The following is a 21,676-nucleotide window of genomic DNA, read 5'->3' on the forward strand; positions in this document are numbered from 1 at the left end:
CACTTCGCCCGCGATGCGTCGCGCGAGATGCGGCGCGAGTGCGTCGTCGCCCTGAGCGAAGGCGGGCGCGGACGCGGTGCGGGTCAACGTGAGCTGCACGTAGCTGTCGAGATTGATGCACGGATCGACGCTCTGCGCGACGCCGTGCAGCGTCTGCATGTCGCGCAGAATCACGCACGCGCGCGCGGCGACCTTCGCAAAGGGCGCGTTCGGCGCGCGCACCAGCGCGGCGGCGAGCGCCGACTCGCGTTCGTCGAGACCGGAAGGGGCCTTGCCGAACAGCGTCTGCGATAGCGCCGACAACCCGACGATCTCGCCGCGAAACGGCACGAGATTCAGATACGCCTCGAGAATCTGATCCTTGCGCCAGGTGCGTTCGAGCCACAGCGCGCCGATTGTCTGCCCGGCCTTTTCGCCGATCGAACGGCGGCCGGCGCGCTTGCCGTCATCGTCGATGAGACCGGTGAGTTGCATCGTCACCGTCGATGCACCGCGCGTACGCGTGTTCCACAAATTGCCCCACGCGGCTGCCGCGGCGCCGCGCCAGTCGACGCCCGCGTGCTGGTAGAAACGCCTGTCCTCCGATACGACGATCGCTTCGCGCAAGGCGGGCGACACGTCGGACAACGCGATCCAGTCGCCGCGCCGCGCGCTCTTGTCGACGCGCGTGCGCGCGAGCGGCTCGCCGTCGCGCGAGAGCAGCACCCAGTCGGAGCTGCGCCAGTTCGCGCGCACTTCGTCGAAGCCCGGCTGCGCCTGCGCCGGCATCGATAGCGCGCATGCGATCAGAAGGCAGGCGGCGCGTTTCATCGGATCACTTCGCGGCGAGCGGCTTGACGACCACCGGCGCATTCGGCAGCGCGCCGAACGCCGACGGCGCGTAGAGCGCTTCGACGCGCGTCGGCGGCAGGCCGAACGTGCCCGGATTGTTCAGGCGGATCGTGTATTCGACGCTCAGCTTGCCCTTCGGCAGATAGTCGTAATACGCGCGATAACCATCGAAGCCACGCTCGACGAACGCGGGCCACGCGCCGTCATCCCGCTTCTCGCCTTCGGTCGCCGCAGCCGAATCGCGTCCGAGACCGGAGCCGAGGATCGTCGCGCCCGCGGGAATCGGATCGTTGACGACGACCCACGTCATGTCGCTTTGCGCGTCGATGTCGAGATGCACGCGGACGATATCGCCGCGCGAAAGCACGCCTTTCACGGCGGGATCGATCGGCGTGACGGTTTTCGCGATGCGATAGCCCGCCGCGAACGGCGCCTTCAACGCGACAGCCGCGAGACTTTCGATCGTCGCCCACGGCTTGCCCGTGCCGTCCTGCGAGAGCGTGAGCGAACCGCTGCTCCACGGCAGCATCACGCTGCGCGCGTTCGCGTTCTTCGTCGCGGGCGTGGCCGAGGCGGGCGCGGGCGTGGACATGACAGCGGCGCTCCAATTCACGCTTTGCGCCGATGCGCCCAGCTGGATCGACGCGTGACCCGTCACCGGCGTGCTCTCGAAGAGTTGCGAGAATCGGCCGACGGCGAGCGCGCCCCACAGATTGGCGGTCGTCGTTTGCCACGCGCCGTGCTTCTGCAACGCGAGCAGGCCCGCGACGACGCGCGGCATTTCGTCCTTCCAGCCGGGCGCATCTGCGAAGATGAGCGCGGTGCGCGCGGCGTTGGTTTCCGTGCCGGTCATGAGCCACCAGAGATCGTCGTCGCGCTCGGTCGAGAACGTGAGTCGCGTGCCCTGATACGTCAGACGCGCGCGAATGATCTGCTCCGCCTGCGCACGCTTCTCGTCGCGATTCGGAATGCCGTCGACGCGCGACAGGATTGCGTAGTAGTCCAGCACCGCGGATGTCGGCCACTGATCCGGCGCGACCGTGATCGAGCCGAGCATGCGCGGCTGTGCAAGGCCATAGCGCGAGAGCGCTTCGATCGCGGCGAGCTTCCTATCGTCGAGATCGTTGCGCGGCGCCCAGAACTTGCGCTCGAGCTTGCCGTCGACGAAATTCGCGAGGCCCGCCGCCATCTGATTGCGCAAATCGTCGGGCAGCGCGAAACGGCGATCCTGTTTCGCGGCTTCATCGGTGACGGCGAGCAGATAGGCCGTGAGGGCGGGGCTGCCGGTCGGGCGCTCGTCGTCGGCGGGCGGGAAGTAGTTCGCGAGGCCGTCGCGATCGAGATACGACGGCATCCGCGCGAGCACGCCTTGCCAAAGCGCTGCGTCCATCAGGCCGAGCGCGCGCGAAGTCTGCTGTTCGAGGCAACTGTACGGATAGCGCTCGAACCAGCGACGCACGCCGGGCAGTCCTTCGGCGAGCTTCGATTGCAACGACACCGCGATGCCGCCGCGCACGGCGCCGTCGCTCGACTTGATTGCATCGGCGGGCGGCGCGACGGGCAGCGTGAGCGTGCCGTCGACTTGCGCGAGGGTCGCCTGCTGGACATTGACGGGAATCGCCGCGACGACTTTCTGCGTCAGTTTGACGGCATCGCTCGCCCTGGGTCCGGCCTGTTCGGACGCGGTCACGTTCCATTCCAACGCTGCGGATGAATTCGCGCCGAGCACATCGGGCGTCGTGACCTCCCACGCGACTTCCTGCGACGATTCCGGCGCAAGCTCGACCGTGCGCGCATCGAGCGCCAGCGCGCCGGCATGCGGCGTGATGACGACGCGCATCGTCCGCGCGGTCGTGTTGCGCAGCGTGAACTGCGCGCGGAACGAATCGCCGACACGCACGAGCGGCGGCAATCCCGATATCAGTTGCAAGTCCTGCGTGCTCTGAATCGATGCGCTGCCGGTGCCGAACTGTCCCGCGCCGACCGCCGCCACCGCGACGATGCGAAAGCGCGTGAGCGCGTCGTTCAGCGGAACGTCGATGGTCGCTTCGCCTTTGGCATCGAGCGTGACGCGCGGATTCCACAGCAGCAGCGTGTCGAACAGTTCGCGCGTCGCGCTGTGTCCGCCGCCGCCGCCCGCAGGCACCGCCTTGCGCCCGAAGTGCCGCCGCCCGACGATCTCCATCTGCGCGGTCGCCGTCTGGACGCCGTACGCGCGCCGTTCGAGCATCGCGTCGAGCACGTCCCAGCTTCGATTCGGCATCAGTTCGAGCAAGGCTTCATCGACGGCCGCGACGGCGATCTGCGTGCCCGCGGGCGCGGGCTTGCCATCGGGCAGCGCGACTTTCACCTTGACGTGCGCCTTGCCTCGCACGGTGTACGACTTCGCATCCGGACTCACGCTGACCGCGAGCCTGTGCGCCGCCGTGCCGACCTTGATCGACGCCAGCCCGTAGCGGAACGCGGGCTTGCTCAAATCGACGAGCGGCGTCGGCGCCTGATACTGACGGCCTTCGTACCAGAACGCGCGCGCCCATTCGACCGGCGCCTTCCATCCCCAAGTGAAGAAGGAATACCACGGCACTTCGCGGATGCGTCCGCGCAACGCGAGCACCGATATGTACACGTTCGGCGCCCACGACGCTTCGATTTTGAGCTCGACGCTCGGATCGGTGCCGTTCAGTTCGACGACGCGCGTCTCGACGATGCCCTCGCGCTCGACGGCGACGAGCGCCGTCGCGGAGCGGAACGGCATGCGGACCTGGAAGCGCGCGGTTTCGCCGGGCTCGTAACTCGTCTTTTCCGGCAGCACGTCGATGCGGTCGGTGTTCTCGCCGCCGAACCACAGCTCGTCCGCGCGCGTGACCCACACGGACGTACTCGCGTTGGCCGCGCGGCCGTCGCCGTCTTTCGCGATCGCGATGACATCGACGTTGCCGGCATCCTTCAGCTTCGCATCGCACGAGACGATGCCGTGATCGTCGCTCTTGCCGCTGCACAGCGTGCCGAGATCCTTGATCTCCGTGTGGTTGTCGTAAGCGTAGAAGCCGCCGACCATGCGCTTTCTCGAGCTCGACATCACGCGAGCGACGGCCTTGATCTCCACCGACACGCCCGCGCGCGGCTTGCCCTGCAGATCTAGCGCGATCGCCTGCACCGGCAGCGCGCCGCCGACCGATACCCAATGTCCCGCTTTCACGCCGACCGCGACGTCGGCGGGCCACAGCGTCGTGCCGCCGCTGATCGTCTGAATCTCGCCGTTCGGATCGGCGAAGCTCGCTTCGAGCGTGAGACGCTTCGGCGATTCGAGCGCCGGCAGCGGCTTGATCGTGACCTTGCCGGCGCCTTCGCGATCGAGCGTGACGCGCAGCTTGTCGGCGACGAGCTTCGTCGTCGCGTGGTCTTCCTGCTCGCTGTCTTCGTCTTCGTCTTCGGCCGGCGCGCTCGCGCCGTCGTCCGTCGGCTTGCGGTAAGGCGCGAAAGTGAACGCTTCGTATTGCGAAGCGAAGGGCGGCGCGGCATCGCGCACGAGCGCGGAAACCTGCACCGGCAGATTCGATGCCGGTCCGCCCTGCACGTATTCGAGCCGCACCGCGACCGGCGCTTCCTGCGCCGCGACGAGACCGGACGCTTTGGCCTCGCCGGCCGTGATCGAGCCTTTGAACACCGGCAGGCGGAATTCCTCCACGCGGAAGCTGCCGGCTCCGTACGACTGCGTCACCGGGTTGTCGTTGTCGTTGGCGTTGCCGCTATCGTCGTCGGATGAAGCTGTGCCGTTGTCGAGCGACACGCTGTATTCGCCGAGCTTCGCGGCGGCGGGCACGGCGAAGGTCGAATCGGCGCTGTGATCGGCGGCCCATTTGAGCGGCAAATGCCACGTCTGTCCGCTGCCGACGTGCCGGATCGTCACGCGCGTTGGATAGCTCTTCGGAAACGCGAAGCCGCCGAGCGTTTGCACGCGCAGCAGGTGCTTCATGGATACGGTTTCGCCCGCGCGCAGCAGCGTGCGGTCGAACACCGTATGCGCGCGCGTCGTGCGCGCCGCGCTCATGTCGGTCGGCACGTTGAAGCGCCACGATTCGATGCCGCGATCCCAGTCCGATGTCACGAACGCCATGTCCGGACCGCTCACGGGATCGTTCACGCGCGCGGACACGAAAAAGCCGCCCCACGCGAGACTGCGCTCGTTGCATCGGCGCACGGACGCGAGCGGCTTGCCGATTTTCGCGATGCCTTGCGCATCGGTTTTCGCGGTGGCGATTTCATCGCCGTTGCAGTCGGTGACGCGCACGTCGGCGTTCGCGACGGGCTTGCCCTTGTCGAGCGTCGTGACCCAGACGACGCTGTTCTCGCGTCCCTCTTTGAAATGCACGCCGAGATTGGTGACGAGCACTGACGTTCGCACGTACATCGCCTGATTCTTGTCGAGCAGCGATGCGCCGAGCGCCGGCGAACTCAGTTCGACGACATAGAAGCCCGGCTTTGTCAGCGGAATGCCGACGACTTCGAACGGACGCAGCGCTTTCGGATCGGCGGCGGGCAGGGCGAGGGTTTCGACGCCGCGCTGTTTCGCGAGCATCGACAGCGAACGAATGTCGATTTGCGGATCGTTCGACACCGAGCCGTCCCTGTTCGGGATGATGACCGGCTCGATACCGTTGTTCAGCATCGCGGGCATGAGCTTTTCGATGGACGAGCGCGACATCGAGACGCCGTCGAACATGTCGACGGCGCGCATCCACTCGCGGATGTCCGTGTCGGCGTCGAGCTTGAGCTTCGTGATCTGCGACGTGCCCGAATGGAGCCCTTGCACATGCAGGTCCGCTTCGACATGACGCAGCGTGACCGGCAGCATCGCCGGCATGCCGGGTTCCGCGAATCGCTCGATGATGCCGAACGTGCCCGACGAGAATTTCGCGAGCGGCGGCATCGCGGCGGTCGCGGTCTTGAGCGGGAAAAGGTCGGCGTTGGCGAGCGTGCGGCCGCTCACGTCTTTCAGATTCGCGGGCGCCTCGATGGTGAGACTGGCGCGCTCGGGCAGCGGCGCGGCGAACTCGATGCCGCTGACTTCCGCATCCTTGTCGCTAGGATCGAAGTGAGGCGCGGCGCTTCCTTTCGGACCGCGCAGTGCGAACTTCTGCGCATCGGCGCGGCTGATCGGCGCGGAGAACGTGAGGCGCATCGGCCGCAGCGGCGTGCACGGTGCGTTGGCGTTTTCGCGCTCGCAGGAGAAACCGGCGGTGAAGGGCTTGCGCACGTCGAAGTTGAAGCGCTTCTCGACGTCATTGGCGATGCCGCTCGATCCCGTCACGCCCGTGCCGTACACGAGCTGCATTTTCGTCGCGGACGGCAACGTTTGCTGGCACGCGAGCGTCAGTACGCGATCGCTCTCTTTCTCCAGGCGGAAGTGTTTGAGCAGCGCGGCGCGCGTGGCGTCGTCGACGGCGCGGACCGGAATGCGATTGCCGAGCGCGCTCGATTCGCACCAGACATGCTGCAGCACGGACGCCTGCGTCGCCGGGCCGTTCAGACGCAGCACGAAGGCCTGATTTTCTTCGATGTCGCCGTAGCCCGGCATGATGCGTGTGACGAACGGTCCGCCCGTCTGGAACGCGAAGTGGCGCGGGCCGGAAAGCGCGTTGCCGGCCGTGGATTTGAGGGTGTCCGAGAGATCGAGCGCGCAGCGCACGCCGGGCGGCAGATCGTGCTCGAAGTCGAAGGCCCAGGTCTTGGCGTCGATCCAGCGGCCCGAGCCCGCGGTAGCCGATGCGCCCGCGCCGCTACAGGCGATCTTGCCGGGCGCGGCGGCGGCCGCATTGCCGAAGGCGGTCATCGGTTCGTCGAACTTGGCGACGACCTGCCGCACTTGCGCGACCTTGCCTTGCGGCGACACGCTCGTGATGCGCGCGGCATCGGCCCGATGAAGCGCGGCGCTTAATCCCAACGCGGCGATCAGCGTGGTTGCGGCCAGAATCCATTTTTTTTGTGACGTTGTTATGCGGCTCATCCACTCGCTCCGAGTTTTCCTCGACGCGAAATTCTACTGGAGCCTTACGTCGATCTTTCGTCGGCTGCGCTCGGGCGACGCTTTTTAACGGAAGATCAATCTGCGTGCACGTTCGGCAGATGCCGCGAACTCACGCGCCGCCAATACACGAACAAGCCGACGCCCGCGACGCCGAGGCTCGCCGAATTCGCGATCCAGAAGCCGCGCGCGCCCTGCAGCCATTCGGGCACGCCGCCGCCGACATCGAAGCCGAGCAGATAACCGCCGCCTAGCCCGATGCCCCATAGCGCGATCGCGTAGATCACGGTCGGCACGAGCGTCACCTTGTATGCGCGCAGGATGAACGCGGTGGTGATCTGCAGCGCATCGCAGAAGTGATAGAAGAAGATGATGAGCACGAGCGGCATCGCGGCCGCGATCACGTTCGCATCGGGTGTGTACGCCGCGATCACGAGCGGACGCGCCGCGAGCAGGAGCACGCCGTACACGAGCGCGAGCACGCACGCCATGCCGATGCCGTGACGCGAGATGGAGCGGGCGTCGTCGTAGCGTTGCGCGCCGAGCGCCTGCGACACGAGCGTCGACGACGCGATGCCGATCGCGAGCGGCGTCATGTACAGCACCGCGCCGAGATTGCCCGCGATCTGATGACCGGCGAGCGTCGTCGTGCCGAAGCGCGAGATAAAGAGCGCCATGAACGTGTACGACGTGACTTCGATCAGATACGAGAGGCCCATCGGAATGCCGAGTCGCATAAGCGCGAGCTGACGCCGCCAGACCGGCCAGCAGAAGTGCGAGAAGATGGCGAACGGGCGGAAGAACTCGACCTTGAGGAGCACCGTCATGCCGACCGCCGCCAGCACCCAGTTGATGAGCGTGCTCGCGAGCGCGCAACCCGGACCGCCCAGCGCCGGCACGCCGAATCCGCCGAAGATGAACCACGTGTTGAGCGGAAACTTGAGCAGCAGGCCGCCGACCTGCAGGAACATCACGAGGCGCGGCTTGCCGACCGCGTTCGTGAGCGAGCTATAGACGCGAAACGCGAGGCTCGCGGGCAGGCCGAACGACAGAATGCGCAGATAGTCGACGGTGCGGTCGTGCAGCGCGGGCGGCGTCTTGGCGAGCGACAGAAGCGGCTCGGGATGGAACAGCAGCACGAAGCCGATCACGGCGAGCGCGGCGGCGAGCCAGAACGCCTGACGCGTCTCTTCGCCGATTTCGCTTTCGCGGCCCGCGCCGAAGAGCTGGCCGGCGATCGGCTGCAGTGCGACGAGAATGCCCGTCAGGCCGATATACACCGAGATATAGACGGAACCGCCGAGACCGAGCGCGGCGAGATCGGTGGCGGAGAAGCGGCCGACCATCGCGGTGTCGATCACGCCGAACGCGATCACCGCGAGCTGGCCGATCAGCACCGGCCAGGCGAGCGCGGCGATCTTGCGCACATCGCTCAGCATGCCGGTCGTACTCGCGGAAGTCGGTATCGCGCGCATCGTATTACTGCGCGCGGCGCAGGCTCTTCGGGCGCAGCGGTTTCTTCGCCGGCGGCACGGGACGCTCGATGCGCACGTAGAGACGGAACCGCTCGTCGCGGTCGGCGACGCGCCGGCCTTCCCAGACGAGCTTCCACTGGAACGCCGACATCGACGACGGCTCGCCGTAATCGGCCGGATCCTGGCGCAGGATCACATCGCAATCCTCATCGAACGCGAAATGCATGCCGCCGAAATACGCGAAGGTGGCGATCTGCGCGTCGCCGAGGCGTACGGGCGAGATGCAGGTGTAGTCGGGCGGCAGATGATCGGCAATTTGCTCGGCCACGTCGCGATACGTCCGGCTGTAGTTCACGACCGGCAGCCACAGCGTCATGAGTAGGACCCACATGAGCGTGGTGCCCGCACTCGACAGCACGACGCTGCGCCACAGCACCTTCGGATGACGGGCGAGCCGCCAGCGCGCGAGCAGGAACCAGCAGACGGTCACGGCCACCGCGCACACAAAGGAAATCAGCTTGAACTCGGGATGGAAACCCGGAGCGAGACGCGCGAGATTGCGGGCCATCGCCGAGGGGAAGCCGAACATGCCGGCGGTCCACACGAGCCACACCAGCGAGCCGATGATCGTGAAACTCAGCATCGCGAACCAGTCGATCGCGTTGATCGCGCCGCGCTTGAGGGTAGGCAGCGCGAACGTCGCGAGCACCGAAAGCGGCGGCAGAAGCAGCATGAAGAGCCGGTTGGTCTCGTGCGCCTGCAGCACGACCAGCACGAGCAGCGGCCCGATGATCGACAGCGGCACCCCGACGTGCGGCGAGCGGCGCAGTCCGCCCCAACTGACGAACGCCCACACCGCGAGCGGCCACGCGGGCCACGTGAAGAGCGGCAGGTTCTTGATCGCGTAGCCGAATATCGAACCGGGCGTGCCGGAGAAGAACGAGAAGCTGTTGCGCCACCATTGGCGCAGCCACCATTCGCCGTCATCCGGGAAGTAATGCAGTGTCGGCAGCACCCATGCGCCGATCAGCAGGATCGCGACCGGCAGCCCGAAGATCAGGAGCGGCGCGGAGCGGATTTGTTTGACGACGATCGTCATCGCGAGCGTGCAGAGCAACAGCGCGAAGACGAGCACCGGCGAGCTCGACAGGCCGACTACGCCAAGCGCCGCGCCCCACACGAGACCGCCGTGGATCGGCTTGTCGAGGCTGCGCACGAGGCCGTAGAGGAGCATCGCGGTGCCGGCGAACTGCGCAAGCTGCGGCGTGGTCTCGTGGCCGCGCTCGGCGAGTCCGAAGCACGCGAGCAGAATCAGCAGTGCGCCATCGGCGAGCGTGCGGCCGTAGTCGCGCGGCTCCGGTTCGCCGCCGAACGCATATTTGAAGGGCTGGGCCTCGTCGCGCCGGCCGAGCAGATAGGCCGAATACCAGACGAACGCGCAGGCGAGACAGAAGAGCAGGCCCGTGACCACGCGCGATGCGTTGCTCGCATCGACCCACGGACTCAAAAGCCGAATCGCCGATGCGCCGAGCCAGTACATCAGCGGGCCGTCGGCGGTCGGCGCCTTGCCGACCAGGTTAGGCAGCAGCCAGTCGCGCGCGTCGCCATTGGCCATCGTCCACATGACGCCGAAGCCGCCCGCATCTTCGTTCTTCCACGGATCGCGGCCGAACAGTCCGAACGACGCATAGGTGATGCAGATGGCGAGCAGAAGCCAGCGCGGCAGGGCGCTGGTGGCGGAGGCGGTCAGACGAACGACAGATCGCATGCGTGAAGGCTTGATGGAGAGCGGCCCGCTGATTCGCGCTGGATGCGCGACGGGGCCAAAGCAACCGGCATTGTAGTCGCGCGGCGGCGTAAAGGGCGGTTCATCGAAGCTCGCCGTAACCCGCGCAACAATGCATGCCGGATGCAGCAAGGGCGGTGCGGTGGCATGCGCCAAGCTGCCGGCGACAAAAAAGGGCAGCCGAAGCTGCCCTTTTCGCTGAAGCCGAAGCCCGACTTACTTCTTGGTGGAGAAGCGCGCGAACTTGTTGTTGAACTTCTCGACGCGGCCCGCCGTGTCCATGATCTTTTGCTGACCGGTGTAGAACGGGTGCGATTCCGACGACACTTCGATTTTCGCGAGCGGGTAGGTCTTGCCGTTGAATTCGGCGGTTTCGCGCGTCTGGATGGTCGAGCGGGTCACGAACTTGAAGTCGTTCGACATGTCGACGAACAGGACTTCGCGGTAATCCGGGTGAATGCCTTCTTTCATGGTCTTTCCTGGTATCTGGCGGTAGCCAACCCGTTGCACTCGTTTTTTAGTGCCGCGCGAGTCACTTGCCTAGGGTCGAAAAACGGCGATTATGCCAGAAAATCAGTCGGTTGACATCTTTTTCGGAGGCCGCGGCGCAACTCATGCAGCCGGCGCGACGAGCGCCCCAACGCCCGCCGGGTCTTGCCGGTAATAGCGCGCGAGCAGCCGGTAAAGCTCGGGATATTCGGCTTCGAACAGCTTCGGCGTCACGAAAAGCGCCTCGCTGCACACCGCGAAGAATTCCGACGGATGATCGGTCGCGTAAGGATCGATCAGCGAGTCGCGTTCGAACCGCGCCCAGCGGCGCTCCGGCACCGCATCGACGCGTGCGCAGAACTGGTCATAGGCGTTGTCGAAAATGTCGGACCACGTGGTCGAATCGAGCGGCGCGTGCCAGCGCCGGTAAAGCGGCGGATGACCGTCGGCCTCGCCCGTCACCATGTCGATCTTGTGCGCGAATTCGTGGATGACGACGTTGTAGGCGTCCGATCCGTCGGCCATCTGCGCGTCTTCCCACGACAGGACGACCGGGCCGCCTTCCCACGCTTCGCCGCTCGCATCGTGCTCGACTTCGTGCACGACGCCGTCTTCGTCCTCCACGGTTTTGCGGATGATGAACTCGCCCGGATACACGATCACACCGACCCAGCCGCGATACAAATCGAGATCGAGATTGAGCACCGGCAGACAGGCCTGCGCGGCGATCGATACGATCATCTGATCCGTCAGTTCGAGATCGTGCGCCGTCGAGAATTCCTTCTGCGCGATGAAAAGGCTCGCGGTGTCGCGCAGACGCGCGAGGTCGCTGGCGTCCAGATGTCCGAAGCACGGATACGTGTCGAGCGTGCGTTGCCAGAGCGCGTCGTCGATCGCGTATTTGCGCAGCGCGCGCTCGCGGCGTTGCGCGCCGAACCAGCGGGAGAAGAGGTTGGCCATGCGTTGAATCGGAAGACTGGACTAGTTGCGGATTGTACGCACGGCCCCAATAAAAAACCGCCTGACGATGCAGGCGGTTTTCTGTTCCGAAGCAGCGAAGCGGGACGGGGATCAGCCTCCGCCGCGGCGCATCATGTCGAAGAACTCGGCGTTGTTCTTCGTCTGACGGATCTTGTCGAGCAGGAATTCCATCGCTTCGACTTCGTCCATGTCGTGAATGAACTTGCGCAGCACCCAAACCTTCTGCAGCAGATCGGGCTTGATGAGCAATTCTTCGCGACGCGTGCCCGACTTGTTCAGATTGATCGACGGATAGACGCGCTTTTCCGCGAGGCGGCGCTCGAGGTGCACTTCCATGTTGCCGGTGCCCTTGAACTCTTCGTAGATCACGTCGTCCATGCGGCTGCCCGTTTCGATGAGCGCCGTGCCGATGATCGTGAGCGAGCCGCCTTCCTCGATGTTGCGCGCGGCGCCGAAGAAGCGCTTCGGACGCTGCAGCGCGTTGGCGTCGACACCGCCCGTCAGCACCTTGCCCGATGCCGGCACGACCGTGTTGTAGGCGCGCGCGAGACGCGTGATCGAGTCGAGCAGAATCACGACGTCATGCTTCATTTCGACGAGACGCTTCGCCTTCTCGATGACCATTTCGGCCACTTGAACGTGACGCGCGGCCGGTTCGTCGAATGTCGATGCGATGACTTCGCCGCGCACCGAGCGCTGCATTTCAGTGACTTCTTCCGGGCGTTCGTCGATGAGCAGCACGAACAGGATGACGTCCGGATGATTCGCCTTCACCGCATGCGCGATGTGCTGCAGCATCACGGTTTTACCCGACTTAGGCGATGCGACGAGCAGGCCGCGCTGGCCCTTGCCGATCGGCGAGATCATGTCGATGATCCGGCCCGTGACGTTTTCCTCGCCGCGCATTTCGCGTTCGAGCGGCAGCGGCTTGTTCGGATGCAGCGGCGTGAGGTTCTCGAACATGATCTTGTGTTTCGAGGCCTCGGGCGGCTGCCCGTTGACTTTGTCCACCTTCACGAGCGCGAAATAGCGCTCGCCGTCCTTCGGCGTGCGGACTTCGCCTTCGATCGTGTCGCCGGTGTGCAGATTGAAGCGGCGGATTTGCGACGGGCTGATATAGATGTCGTCCGTGCTCGCGAGATACGACGTCTCGGGCGAGCGCAGAAAGCCGAAGCCGTCGGGCAGCACTTCGAGCGTGCCGTCGCCGAAAATCGTGTCGCCGCCCTTGGCGCGCTTTTTAAGAATCGCGAACATCAATTCCTGCTTGCGCAGGCGGTTCGCATTTTCGATTTCGAGGCCGTTGGCCATCTCGATCAGTGCGGAGACGTGCTGAGACTTGAGCTCGGATAAATGCATACGGATTTCCCGCCGGGGAGAGAGGTGCGACAGAAAGATTTGGGAGAAGAGGTGAGCGGAACCGCTCGAGACTTAATACTTCTTGAACTCTTGTGATTCTAGCATAGCACACGCCACAGCGGCCTCGGGTGGGCTTTGGGCGGGGCTTGTCGGCCGATGTTGTCGCGTGACAACATCGGCTGCATCGGCACCACGCCTTGGCGTGTCGTCGATGCAGACGCGAGCGACGGGAGATGCCGCCGCTCGCCGGTGATGCCGTTACAGGTTGCTGTCGAGGAACGCGGTCAGTTGCGACTTGGACAATGCGCCGACTTTCTGCGCGGCCACTGCGCCGTTCTTGAAGAGAATCAGCGTGGGAATGCCGCGCACGCCGAACTTCACGGGCGTCGACTGATGTTCGTCCACGTTGATCTTCGCGATCTGCAGGCGATCGCCGTAATCCTTCGCGACTTCGTCGAGGATGGGGGCAATCATCTTGCACGGACCGCACCACTCAGCCCAGAAATCGAGCAGGACAGGTTTATCCGACTTGACGACATCCTGTTCGAAAGAAGCGTCGCTGATGTGCTTGATTGATTCGCTCATTGTCTGAATACCTCTATTGAATCGAGGCCCGCGTTTGAATGCTCGCCACGATACACCAAAACCGAAAAAATTTTCGTCACCAACGGGCCGGACTTCGGCCCGCGCGCCGTGCGCCAGAATGAACCGCGAACGGCGGCGAATGATCCGCGGAAGGGCGAAATGCACCACTTCCAAGTAATTCACGTGTCATCTTAGCCTAATTCGCTATCCGTTGCCGGATGCTGATAGGGCGCATCTGAGGCCGAAAATACGAAGCACAAGAGGGGCTCGGAAGGGCGTGCGTTTCGCCGACGCCTTCCGGCTGCGCCCGACCCCGTGGTACAATTCAACGTGACGGGCCTCCTCGCATGGTGGCGCGGTCAACCTGGTCAGGTCGGGAACGAAGCAGCCACAGCCGCTTTCCACCAGTGCCGAGGGTCGGGCTCGTCACCTTCCGCTTTTCTTCCGTAGGTCTCCCTGCTGGTTTTCCTGGCTTATTCGTGTTCCGCACGCCATGGCGCGTGGCGCGTTCGTGCGCCCGATCACCCCGCTGGAGCGGCGTTTGCGCAAGGTCGTTGCTGATACAATTTCGCGCATGACCTATCAAGTTCTCGCACGCAAATGGCGGCCGAAATCATTCGAGTCGCTCGTCGGCCAGGAGCACGTCGTCCGTGCGCTCACGCACGCGCTCGACGGCGGCCGCCTGCATCACGCGTATCTTTTCACGGGCACGCGCGGCGTCGGCAAGACGACGCTCTCGCGCATCTTCGCGAAGGCGCTCAATTGTGAAACCGGCGTGACCTCGAAGCCGTGCGGCGTGTGCCGTGCGTGCCGGGAAATCGATGAAGGCCGCTTCGTCGATTACGTCGAGATGGATGCGGCGAGCAATCGCGGCGTCGACGAAATGGCGGCGCTGCTGGAGCGCGCCGTGTACGCGCCCGTCGATGCCCGCTTCAAGGTCTACATGATCGACGAAGTGCACATGCTCACGAACCACGCCTTCAACGCAATGCTGAAGACGCTGGAAGAGCCGCCGCCGCACGTGAAGTTCATTCTCGCGACGACCGATCCGCAGAAGATTCCGGTCACCGTGCTCTCGCGTTGCCTCCAGTTCAATCTGAAGCAGATGCCGGCGGGGCACATCGTCTCGCATCTGGAGAACATTCTTCAGCAGGAGAACATCCCGTTCGAGCCGCAGGCACTGCGTCTCTTGTCGCGCGCGGCGGACGGCTCCATGCGCGACGCGCTTTCGCTGACCGATCAGGCCATCGCGTATTCGGCGAACGAAGTCACCGAGGATGCCGTGCGCGGCATGCTCGGCGCGCTCGATCAAAGCTACCTGATCCGTCTCATCGACGCGCTCGCCGGCGGCGACGGCCCCGGCGTGCTCGCGATTGCCGACGAAATGGCGCTGCGCAGCCTGTCGTTCTCGACGGCGCTGCAGGATCTGGCGAGTCTTCTGCATCGGATCGGATGGGCGCAGTTCGCACCGACGTCGGTGCTGGACGAATGGCCTGAAGCCGCGGACATCCGCCGCTTCGCCGAGATGCTGTCGGCCGAGCAGGTTCAGCTTTTCTATCAGATCGCCACGGTCGGGCGCAGCGAGCTCGGTCTCGCGCCGGACGAGTACGCCGGCTTCACGATGACGCTCCTGCGCATGCTCGCGTTCGAGCCGGCGGGCGGATCGGGCGGCGGCGTCGCCGTGGGTGCGCCTTCGGGCGCGAAGCCCGCGCGCAGCGCCGCGCTCGTGGGTGCGATGGCCGAGCGCGCCGTCGCGCCTGCGCCTGCGTCGGTTGCTAAAGCGCCGGCGCCCGCCGTCGAGACGGTGGTCGTGAAGGCGGTCGAAGAACCCGTCGTCGAAAAGAGCGAGCCCGTGCCGGTAAAAGCCGCGCCGATGCCGAGCGCCGCGCGACAGGCCGTCGATGAAGCCGCGCCTGCCGCGCCGAGCACGTCCGACGAAGCCGCGACATCGCGCGCGGCAAGCGGCGCGAGCGCGGCGCTTGAAGTCTTGCGCAGCGCGGGCATGCGCCTGTCGTCCGATCGGGGCGCGCGTGGCGCGTCTGCGCAGACGGCGGCTCCCGCTGCGCCCAAGCCCGTCGCGAAACCGGCCGCGCAAGTTCCGGTGCCGACGCCGCGCCGCGCTCCGGCTGCCGCATCCGCCGCGCCCGAGCCGAAGCCCGAGCCGAAGCCCGCGGCCGGCAACGCGAGCAAGTCGAACGTCGTGCCGCCGTGGGAAGAGATGCCGCCCGACGACTACGCGCCGGCCGGATCCGAAGACGCTTATTTCATGCCGCCCGACGACGGCTTCGTGCCAGCCTTCGACAGCGGCCCGGACGACATGCGCTTCAACGCCGAGCCCGCCGCGAAACCGGCGCCCGTCATCGACACGGCGCCGTTGCCGCCCGCCGTGCCGCTCGATGCGCTCGGCGTGTCGATCGAATGGGCGGCGCTCGCCGTCGATCTTCCGCTGAAGGGCGTTGCGTATCAGCTTGCGTTCAACAGCGAGCTCACCGCCTGCGATGCGAATTCCGTGACGCTTGCGGTTCCGGTCCAGATGTACACCGACGCCACGCATGTCGGCAAGCTCAAGGCCGCGCTCGCCGAAAAGCTCGGCCGCGCGATCGAAGTCAGCGTGAACGTCGCGCCCGCGCGGCGCACCGCTGCCGCGCTCGACGCCGCCGAACGCGCCCGCCGTCAGCAGGAAGCCGAGCAGGAGATCAAGCAGGATCCGTTCGTGCAATCGCTGATCCGCGATTTCGGCGCGAGCATCGTGCAGGGTTCGATCAAGCCGATTGCCGCATCGGGCGCGAATCCATCGTGAACTGAAGCGCGCGGCGCGGTTTTCGACTTCGCGCCGCCGCACCGAATATCGGGCGCGCGCATCGCGCGTGCTTTTGCCACACGTTTTCCAGTAAGGAGCCGAACCATGATGAAGAACCAACTCGCCGGGCTGATGAAACAGGCTCAGCAGATGCAGGAAAACATGAAGAAGATGCAGGATCAGCTCGCGCAGATCGAGGTCGAGGGCCAGTCCGGCGCCGGTCTCGTGAAGGTGACGATGACCTGCAAGAACGACGTTCGCCGCGTGCAGATCGACCCGAGCCTGCTCGCCGACGACAAGGACATGCTGGAAGACCTCGTCGCCGCCGCGTTCAACGACGCCGTGCGCAAGGCGGAAGCCACCACGCAAGAGAAGATGAGCGGCATGACCGCCGGCATGCCGATGCCGCCGGGTTTCAAGCTGCCGTTCTGATCGCGCGCGCCGGAGCGGATTCGGCGCGCTTCGATGTCAAATGAAGGACACATGAAACAACCTTCCGCCCTGTCGGCGCTCGTCGAAGCGCTGCGCGCGCTGCCCGGCGTCGGACCGAAGTCGGCGCAGCGCATGGCGTATCACCTGATGCAGCACGATCGCAAAGGCGCCGAAAAGCTCGGCAATTCGCTGCTGTTCGCCACCGAGAATCTGAAGCACTGCGAGAAGTGCAACACGTTCACGGAAAGCGATATCTGCGAAGTCTGCAGCGACGAAGAGCGCGATCCGGCTTTGCTGTGCGTCGTCGAGACGCCTGCCGACCAGATCATGCTCGAACAGACGCTCACGTATCGCGGGCTCTATTTCGTACTGATGGGACGGCTCAGCCCGCTCGACGGCATCGGTCCGAAGGAGATTCACTTCGAGCGGCTCATCAATCGCGCGCTCGACGGCGTTGTGCGGGAAGTGGTGCTGGCTACCAACTTCACCAACGAAGGCGAAGCGACCGCGCACTATCTCGCGCAAACGCTCAAGAGCAAAGGGCTCAAGGTGACGCGGCTCGCGCGCGGCGTGCCGGTCGGCGGCGAGCTCGAATATGTCGATGCCGGCACGATCGCGCGCGCGATGCTCGATCGCCGTTCCGTATGAAAGGACTCCAATCGATGACAGAAACCGAAGCGCTCGCGCTCGCGACGCATCGTCACTACAAGGGCGGGCTGTATCGCGTGATCGGCGTCGCGCGGCACTCGGAAACCGAGGAAGCGATGATCGTCTACGAGCATCTTTGGCCGCATGAACGCGGCTTGTGGGTGCGCCCCGCGGCGATGTTCAACGAGACGCTCGCCGACGGCACGCCGCGCTTCAAGCCGCTCGATATTCCGCTCTGAGAAAACACACAAAGGAGACACGACCATGAGCGCAACGACGGGACCACTCGCGGGCGTGAAGGTACTGGAACTGGGCACGCTCATCGCCGGCCCGTTCGCCGCGCGCTTCATGGGCGAGTTCGGCGCCGACGTCATCAAGATCGAGGATCCGAACGGCGGCGACCCGCTGCGCAAGTGGCGCAAGCTCTATCCGGAAGTGGGCGGCACGTCGCTCTGGTGGGCCGTGCAGGCGCGCAACAAAAAATCCGTGACGATCAATCTCAAGGCCGACGAGGGCAAGGAGATCGTGCGGCGGCTCGCGAAGGAAGCCGATATCGTCGTCGAGAATTTCCGGCCCGGCTTGCTGGAGAAACTCGGGCTCGGTTACGAGGTGCTGTCCGCCGACAATCCCGGTCTCGTGATGGTGCGCCTTTCCGGTTACGGTCAGACCGGTCCGTATCGCGATCGTCCGGGCTTCGGCGCAATCGCGGAATCGATGGGCGGTTTGCGTCATATCACCGGTTATCCGGATTTGCCGCCGCCGCGCATCGGCATTTCGATCGGCGATTCGATCGCCGCGCTGCACGGCGTGATCGGCGCGCTGATGGCGCTGCATCATCGCCAAGTGAACGGCGGCAAAGGCCAGGTCGTCGACGTCGCGCTCTATGAAGCCGTCTTCAACATGATGGAAAGCGTCGTGCCGGAATACGGCGTGTACGGCATGGTGCGCGAGCGCACGGGCGCGTCGCTGCCGGGCATCGTGCCGTCGAACACGTATCCGTGCCGCGATGGCAGCATCGTGATCGGCGGCAACAGCGATCCGATCTTCAAGCGCCTGATGAACGCGATCGATCGCGCGGATCTCGCGGACGATCCCGCGCTCGCGTCGAACGACGGACGGGTGCCGCGCACGCAGGAAATCGACGACGCTATCGCCGCTTGGCTCTCGACGCGCAGCATCGACGAGGCGCTCGCTGTGTTGAACGCCGCCGACGTGCCGGCCGGGCGCATCTACAGCGTCGCCGACATGTTCACCGATCCGCAATACCTCGCGCGTCAGATGCTGCAGCGTTTCCCGTGGCAGGACGGCCGCGAGATCACGCTGCCGAACGTGACGCCGAAGCTCTCCGAAACGCCGGGGGAAACGCGCTGGCTCGGGCCGCAACTCGGTGAACACACGGATGAAGTACTTCAAACGCTCGGGTATGATGCCGACGATATTGCGCGGCTGCGCGCGGCCAAGGTGATCTGAGCCTCGAGCCGAACAGCGCCGACAACGATAAAACCAGGAGACAGACAACGATGAAACGCAGAACGTTCATCGCGAGCGGCGCCGCGCTCGCGGGCGGGGCAATGTCGGGCATGCCGCTCGCAATCGCACAGAACAAGCTGGAGCAGAGCAAGGTATCGGTCGCGGTCGGCGGCAAGAATCTCTTCTACTATCTGCCGCTCACGATCGCCGAGCGTCGCAACTACTTCAAGGACGAAGGGCTCGACGTCGAAATCGCCGATTTCGCGGGCGGCGCGAAGGCGCTTCAGGCGGCGGTCGGCGGCAGCGCGGATGTCGTATCCGGCGCGTTCGAGCACACGTTGCTGCTGCAGGCGAAGAATCAGTACTTCCGCGAATTCGTGCTGCAAGGGCGCGCGCCGCAGATCGTGCTCGCCGTGTCCAAGAAGGCGATGCCGAACTACAAGTCCGTCGCCGATTTGAAGGGCAAGAAAATCGGCGTGACGGCGCCGGGCTCGTCGACGGCGATCATGGCGAGCTTCGTGCTCGCGCAAGCGGGGCTGAAGGCGACCGACGTGTCGTTCATCGGCGTCGGCGCGGGCGCGGGCGCGATCGCCGCGCTGCAATCCGGCCAGATCGACGCCATCGCCAACCTCGATCCGGTGATGACCAAGCTCGATCGCGCGGGCGATATCCGCATCGTGTCGGACACGCGCACGCTCGCGGACACCGTGAAGGTGTTCGGCGGCAACATGCCGGCGGGTTGCCTGTACGCGTCGCAGAGCTTCATCACGAAGAATCCGAACACGACGCAGGCGCTCACCAACGCGATGGTACGCGCGCTGAAGTGGCTGCAGACGGCCTCGGGCAAGGATCTCATCTCGACGGTGCCGGAAAGCTATCTGCTCGGCGATCGCGCGCTGTATCTCGATTCGTGGCAGCACGTGAAGGAAGCGCTGTCGCCGGACGGCCTGATGCCCGCCGACGGTCCCGCGACCTCGCTCAAGACGCTGCAAGCCTTCGACGAAACCGTGAAGGGCAAGCCGATCGACCTGTCGAAGACCTGGACCAACGATTTCGTCAAGAAGGCGCTCGCGAGCGTCAAGGTCTGACCGATGTCGTCGCCATCGAACCATGCGCTCGCGCTCGAGGACGTCACCTGCACGTTCGCGTCGCGCGAGAGTCGCCGTGATCGCTACACGGCGGTCCGCGATACGAGCCTCGCGATCGCGCCAGGAGAATTCGTGTCCGTCGTCGGGCCGACCGGCTGCGGAAAATCGACATTGCTCAACGTGTCGGCGGGATTGCTGGAACCTTCGTCGGGCACCGTGAGCGTGTTCGGCGAAAAGCTGAAGGGCATCAACCGGCGCGCGGGCTACATGTTCCAGGCCGATGCGCTGATGCCGTGGCGCTCCGCGCTCGACAACGTCACGGCCGGCCTCGCGTTTCAGGGCGTGCCGAAGGCCGAGGCCGACAAGCGCGGCGAGGAATGGCTGAAGCGCGTGGGCCTCGGCGGTTTCGGCGACCGTTATCCGCATCAGTTGTCGGGCGGCATGCGTAAGCGCGTCGCGATGGCGCAGACGCTCATCCTCGATCCCGACATCATCCTCATGGACGAGCCGTTCTCCGCGCTCGACATCCAGACGCGCCAGCTCATGGAAAACGAGTTGCTCGATCTGTGGGCCGCGAAACGCAAGGCCGTGCTTTTCATCACGCACGATCTGGACGAGGCGATCTCGATGTCCGATCGCGTCGTCGTGCTGGCGGCGGGGCCGGGCACGCATCCGATCGGCGAATTCGCGATCGATCTGCCGCGCCCGCGCGATGTCGCCGAGATCCGCTCGCATCCGCGCTTCGTCGAACTGCACGCTCAGATCTGGGGCGTGCTGCGCGAAGAAGTGCTGAAGGGTTATCAGCAGCAGCTGAAGCCCGCCGCCGCCGAATAAGACGATACGACCATGTGGAACAAGCTGCGCCCGAATCGGGCGAATCTCATCGTGTGGCAGTGGCTGTTGCTGCTCGCGTGCTTCGTGCTGTGGTACATGCTGACGAGCCCGACGCTCTTGCCGCCTTTCTATTTCGACGACGCGAACAAGGCCGCCTTTTTCTTCGGCGAGCCGCAGAAGGTGCTCATACGCATCTGGGAATGGTTCACGAGCGGCGAGATTTACATCCATCTGTGGGTGACGCTGATCGAAACGGTGCTGGCGTTCGTCATCGGCACGGTGACGGGACTCGGCGTCGGTCTCTGGCTCGCGCTCGCGCCGATGACGAGCGCGCTCCTCGATCCCTACATCAAGGCCGCCAATTCGATGCCGCGCGTGATCCTCGCGCCGATCTTCGCGGTGTGGTTCGGTCTCGGCATCTGGTCGAAGGTCGCGCTTGGCGTGACGCTCGTGTTCTTCATCGTGTTCTTCAACGTGTATCAGGGCGTGAAGGAAGTGAGCCCGGTCGTGCTCGCGAATGCGCGCATGCTCGGCGCGAATCGCAAGCAGTTGCTGCGGTATGTCTATCTGCCGAGCGCGACCAGCTGGGTGTTTTCGAGCCTGCACACGTCGGTGGGGCTCGCGTTCGTCGGCTCGGTGGTCGGCGAATATCTCGGCTCGGCGCGCGGTGTCGGTTATCTGATCCTGCAGGCCGAAGGCACCTTCGACATCAACACGGTGTTCGCGGGGATTCTCGTGCTGACCGCGTTCGCGCTGGTGCTCGACGGTCTCGTCGCGCTGGTCGAGCGCCGGCTCATGAAATGGCAGCCGAAGAGCGGAGAAACCGAGAAGCTTTGACGCCCCGGTTGTGCGCGTGCCAACACGCCGTCAATGAAG

General features: G+C 65.0%; 16 protein-coding genes and 1 other RNA gene. 9 read left to right on the forward strand and 8 right to left on the reverse strand.

From position 1 onward, the window contains the following. From BG60_RS30145 to trxA, 8 genes are all read right to left on the reverse strand, one after another. A partial coding sequence (locus BG60_RS30145) for a biosynthetic peptidoglycan transglycosylase (RefSeq protein ID WP_174447757.1) occupies nt 1–810 on the reverse strand: 810 nt, incomplete at its 3' end. A 4-nt stretch (nt 811–814) separates the two neighbouring features. After that, on the reverse strand, nt 815–6,838 hold the full coding sequence (locus tag BG60_RS30150; protein ID WP_034473722.1) for an Ig-like domain-containing alpha-2-macroglobulin family protein: 6,024 nt from the start codon (nt 6,836–6,838) through the stop codon (nt 815–817). A 95-nt stretch (nt 6,839–6,933) separates the two neighbouring features. Next, a complete protein-coding gene (locus tag BG60_RS30155) occupies nt 6,934–8,295 on the reverse strand; it encodes an MATE family efflux transporter (protein ID WP_034473747.1) in 1,362 nt (453 codons plus the stop codon). A gap of 40 nt (nt 8,296–8,335) precedes the next feature. Further along, nucleotides 8,336–10,099 carry an ArnT family glycosyltransferase gene (locus BG60_RS30160; RefSeq protein ID WP_008349322.1) on the reverse strand — a complete coding sequence of 588 codons (1,764 nt, stop codon included), beginning with the start codon at nt 10,097–10,099 and terminating at the stop codon, nt 8,336–8,338. Nucleotides 10,100–10,333: 234 nt separating this feature from the next. Continuing rightward, complete coding sequence (locus BG60_RS30165; protein WP_008349325.1) at nt 10,334–10,588, reverse strand: type B 50S ribosomal protein L31; 255 nt, start codon at nt 10,586–10,588, stop codon at nt 10,334–10,336. 141 nt (nt 10,589–10,729) lie between these two features. Further along, entirely contained in the window at nt 10,730–11,566 is an 837-nt protein-coding gene (locus BG60_RS30170; RefSeq protein WP_034473724.1) for a M90 family metallopeptidase, read from the reverse strand. 111 nt (nt 11,567–11,677) lie between these two features. Continuing rightward, on the reverse strand, nt 11,678–12,943 hold the full coding sequence (gene rho, locus BG60_RS30175) for a transcription termination factor Rho (RefSeq protein WP_008349328.1): 1,266 nt from the start codon (nt 12,941–12,943) through the stop codon (nt 11,678–11,680). A 258-nt stretch (nt 12,944–13,201) separates the two neighbouring features. Further along, the gene (gene trxA / locus BG60_RS30180; protein WP_008349330.1) at nt 13,202–13,528 is read right to left on the reverse strand and encodes a thioredoxin TrxA; all 327 of its coding nucleotides are present in this window, start codon (nt 13,526–13,528) and stop codon (nt 13,202–13,204) included. Between the two features lie 332 nt (nt 13,529–13,860). Here trxA and ffs point away from each other — a divergent pair. From ffs to BG60_RS30220, 9 genes are all read left to right on the forward strand, one after another. Beyond that, nucleotides 13,861–13,959: signal recognition particle sRNA small type (gene ffs / locus BG60_RS36665), an RNA gene on the forward strand. Between the two features lie 143 nt (nt 13,960–14,102). Next, nucleotides 14,103–16,328, forward strand: a complete 2,226-nt coding sequence (locus tag BG60_RS30185; protein ID WP_034473749.1) for a DNA polymerase III subunit gamma/tau — start codon at nt 14,103–14,105, stop codon at nt 16,326–16,328. 105 nt (nt 16,329–16,433) lie between these two features. Continuing rightward, the gene (locus tag BG60_RS30190) at nt 16,434–16,760 is read left to right on the forward strand and encodes a YbaB/EbfC family nucleoid-associated protein (protein ID WP_008349334.1); all 327 of its coding nucleotides are present in this window, start codon (nt 16,434–16,436) and stop codon (nt 16,758–16,760) included. Nucleotides 16,761–16,811: 51 nt separating this feature from the next. After that, nucleotides 16,812–17,408, forward strand: a complete 597-nt coding sequence (gene recR / locus BG60_RS30195; RefSeq protein WP_034473726.1) for a recombination mediator RecR — start codon at nt 16,812–16,814, stop codon at nt 17,406–17,408. A gap of 14 nt (nt 17,409–17,422) precedes the next feature. Next, nucleotides 17,423–17,647, forward strand: coding sequence for a DUF1653 domain-containing protein (locus tag BG60_RS30200; protein WP_034473750.1), 225 nt, complete (start codon nt 17,423–17,425; stop codon nt 17,645–17,647). Between the two features lie 25 nt (nt 17,648–17,672). Further along, nucleotides 17,673–18,878 carry a CaiB/BaiF CoA transferase family protein gene (locus BG60_RS30205; RefSeq protein ID WP_008349341.1) on the forward strand — a complete coding sequence of 402 codons (1,206 nt, stop codon included), beginning with the start codon at nt 17,673–17,675 and terminating at the stop codon, nt 18,876–18,878. 50 nt (nt 18,879–18,928) lie between these two features. Beyond that, the gene (locus tag BG60_RS30210; RefSeq protein ID WP_034473728.1) at nt 18,929–19,966 is read left to right on the forward strand and encodes an ABC transporter substrate-binding protein; all 1,038 of its coding nucleotides are present in this window, start codon (nt 18,929–18,931) and stop codon (nt 19,964–19,966) included. Between the two features lie 3 nt (nt 19,967–19,969). Next, entirely contained in the window at nt 19,970–20,800 is an 831-nt protein-coding gene (locus BG60_RS30215; RefSeq protein ID WP_008349347.1) for an ABC transporter ATP-binding protein, read from the forward strand. A gap of 12 nt (nt 20,801–20,812) precedes the next feature. Continuing rightward, entirely contained in the window at nt 20,813–21,637 is an 825-nt protein-coding gene (locus BG60_RS30220) for an ABC transporter permease (protein WP_034473729.1), read from the forward strand. The last annotated feature ends 39 nt before the right edge of the window (nt 21,638–21,676 follow it).

It is taken from the genome of Caballeronia zhejiangensis, assembly GCF_000698575.1.
In the GTDB taxonomy this organism is placed as follows: Bacteria; Pseudomonadota; Gammaproteobacteria; order Burkholderiales; family Burkholderiaceae; genus Caballeronia; species Caballeronia zhejiangensis.